This is a genomic window from bacterium (genome assembly GCA_030654305.1).
Classification (GTDB): Bacteria; Krumholzibacteriota; Krumholzibacteriia; order LZORAL124-64-63; family LZORAL124-64-63; genus PNOJ01.
Map to the genome: position 1 here is coordinate 1 of JAURXS010000472.1, position 2,905 is coordinate 2,905.

Here is a 2,905-nt window from a genome sequence, read left to right on the forward strand (position 1 = left end):
GTGGTTGTGCGCGGAGATTTCCACGCGGCCGCCCGCCGGCGCGCGCACGGGCTGGTTGCCGCCGCGGTGGCCGAACTTCAGCTTGTAGGTGCGCGCGCCCAGGGCCAGGGCCAGGATCTGGTGGCCGAGGCAGATGCCGAACAGCGGCACGCGCCCCAGCAGCTCCCGCACCGCGTTGATGGCCGCCGTCACCGCCGCCGGATCTCCCGGCCCGTTGGACAGGAAGATCCCGTCGGGCCGCAGCGCGAGCGCAGCGGTAGCGGTCGTGTCCGCGGGCACGACCGTGACGCGGCAGCCGCGCGCCGCCAGCTGCCGCAGGATGCTGCGCTTGATCCCGAAGTCGTAGGCGACCACGTGGTGGCGGCCTTCGTCGTTCCAGGTGTAGGGCTGCGCGCAGGTGACCTCGCGGGCCAGGTCCAGGCCGCTCATGTCGCGCGTCGCGCGGGCCAGGGCCACCAGGCGCGCGGGGTCGGGGTCGGCGGTCGACAGTGCGGCGCGCATCGCGCCCTGCTCCCGGATGTGCCGCACCAGCGCGCGCGTCTCCACGCCGGTGATCGCGGGCCGGCCGTGCCCGCGCAGCCAGTCGTCGAGACGGCCCGTGGCGCGCCAGCTGCTGACCACCGGGCTGAGGTCGCGCACGACCAGGCCGGCGGCCCACACGCGGTCGCTCTCGTCGTCCCGGTCGTTGACGCCCGTGTTGCCGACGTGGGGGCACGTCAGGGTCACCAGCTGCCCGTGGTAGGAAGGATCGGTGAGGATCTCCTGGTAACCGGCGAGGCTGGTGTTGAAGACGATCTCGCCCGCGGCATCGGCGCGGGCGCCGAAACCGAGTCCGGGCCAAGTCGAGCCGTCCTCGAGGGCGAGCAGGGCGGGGGAGGCATCGGTCATGGAACGTCCCGTCGCGCTGGGTCGCGCGCTGGTCCGCACGGCGGGGGGCAGGAACCCACGCGACCCGTCCGGGTCAAGACGGATACCCTGCCCCCCGGGGAAATGCCAGGGGAGATTGCGCCGCGGCGCGAATCCCCCCCCAAGCGACTGCTAGAGTTTGAATTGGTACTGGAGCCGAACAACCGTCTGCCCCGCCGCGGACCCCGCGAGCAGCCCGGAACCGGTGTTGGCGACCGGGATGCGGTCCAGGGCGCGGACCAGGTCCAGGGTCCAGCGGGAGGACTGGCCGTCGCGGTACCAGTTGACGCCCAGGGTGGCGATGTCCAGGGCCTCGTCGTCGACCGTGGCGGTGGCGCCCGAGACGCCGGCGCCCTTGTTGCGGTGGTAGACGCCGTCGAAGTCCAGGTGCTCCCAGCGGCCGAACGCGTCCCAGGATCCGGGCACGAGGGACACGGCGCCCTGGGCCACCAGGGCCGTCTGGTCGGCGATCGCCGCGCCGTGGGAGCCGTCCAGGCTCTGCACGATCACGGCGGCGAAGAGGCTGTAGCCGGGGCCGCCGACCGCCACGTCGGCGCTGGCCTTCAGGACGTCGGGATCGACGCCCTGCTCGAAGTCGGCGGCCACGCCGAGCAGGACGGCCGTGCCCTCGTCCGGCAGGGCGCGGAAGTCGGCGCAGCGCTTGCGGTCCCCGCGCAGGGCGAACTCGCCGCGCGCGGCCAGCGCGATGTCGGTGCGGTCGCCGCCGAGGTCGGTGCCGGCCGAGTAGGAGCCGTCGTGCAGGGCCACGGCCACCCGCGAGCGGGCGAAGTCGCGCATCAGCGCCGCGCCCTCGGCGTAGTCCACGGTGAAGTAGTCGGCGGTGTAGGAGCGCTCGGCGGCCAGCTGGTCGGTGCTGCCGACGTTCTCCTCGCGCAGGAACTCGGGCTTGAACTGGCCGATCCGCAGGCGCCACAGCTGCGGCAGCGCGAGGTCGGCGTAGGCGTACTCGATCTCGATCCCGCCCGAGGCGCGGTCGGCGCCCACCAGGAAGCGGCCGCTCAGACGGCCGTCCTCGGACTTGGCGCGCACGTCCAGGCGCGCGGTCCGCACCTGCATCCCACCCTCGTTGGCGGGTCCGCTGCCGGGCTCGTCGAGGTGCGACAGCATGGCGCGCAGCTGCGTCTCGAGTCCGTACTTGAGCGTCGGCCCCTCGCCGGCGACTGCCGGCAGCGCGATCGCGGCCGCCAGCGCCAGGGTCATGATCGGTCCGAGAATCCGCCGCAGTTCCATGGTCGCGTCCTTCCGTCCGGGATGGGGTGGGCGCCGCAGGGGCGCCGTCGTTCGCAGTCTCCACATGTCGATGTTCAGCATGTGATATTCCCATGAAACCGACGTTGATAACCTATTAAAATTCAGTGAAACGACGCTCACGGTACCTTCGTGTTGCTCAAATATGACGGAATTATCTATCATATATAACGGTATTACCGTGATTCTTCATGGGCTACTAGGCTGCTCTTGGGTGTCATGTTCGAGATAATGCTCAATCACTACACCGGGGGGTCGATCTTCCGAACCTGATCGGGGATCGCTCGTCCGGCGGTCGATCCCGAACCTGCCAAGGAGGATGACCCCGATGGAAGAAGTGAAATGGAGCGCCGCCCTGAGCATCGGCGTCGAAGCAGTCGACGGCCAGCATAAGCAGCTGTTCGCCATCGTCAGGGAACTCCAGGACGCCATCGTGCTGGGCAAAGGCCAGAAGCGGATGCACATGCTCCTGGAGAAGCTCATCGTCTACACTGAGACACATTTTCGGGACGAGGAAGCTTACATGGATAAGATCGGCTATCCCGCTATGGAGAGCCACCGGCACGAGCACGAGCAGCTCGTGCAGAAGGTCCGCCGCTTCCAGAGGCGCCTCGAGATGGAGCGCATCAGCATGCCGGTGCTGGAATTCCTGATCAACTGGGTCGGGCACCACATCATGACGTCGGACCAGGAGATCGGTCGCTACGCCAGGGGCCTGCCCGGAGTCGAG

The 2,905-nt window shown here is 69.4% G+C and carries 3 protein-coding genes; 1 reads left to right on the top strand and 2 read right to left on the bottom strand.

What is annotated here, in order from left to right; genetic code table 11:
• On the bottom strand, window positions 1–888 hold an 888-nt coding region (gene carA, locus Q7W29_13480), incomplete at its 3' end, for a glutamine-hydrolyzing carbamoyl-phosphate synthase small subunit (GenBank protein MDO9172832.1).
• 150 nt (window positions 889–1,038) lie between these two features.
• The gene (locus tag Q7W29_13485) at window positions 1,039–2,157 is read right to left on the bottom strand and encodes a porin (GenBank protein ID MDO9172833.1); all 1,119 of its coding nucleotides are present in this window, start codon (window positions 2,155–2,157) and stop codon (window positions 1,039–1,041) included.
• 346 nt (window positions 2,158–2,503) lie between these two features.
• On the opposite strand from Q7W29_13485, the gene Q7W29_13490 reads away from it, so the two are divergent.
• The coding region (locus Q7W29_13490; GenBank protein ID MDO9172834.1) for a bacteriohemerythrin at window positions 2,504–2,905 on the top strand (402 nt) is incomplete at its 3' end.

Bases quoted from the DNA above. Each gene is read 5' to 3' on its own strand.
- Q7W29_13485 (MDO9172833.1), bottom strand. From the start codon at position 2,157: ATGGAACTGCGGCGGATTCTCGGACCGATCATGACCCTGGCGCTGGCG.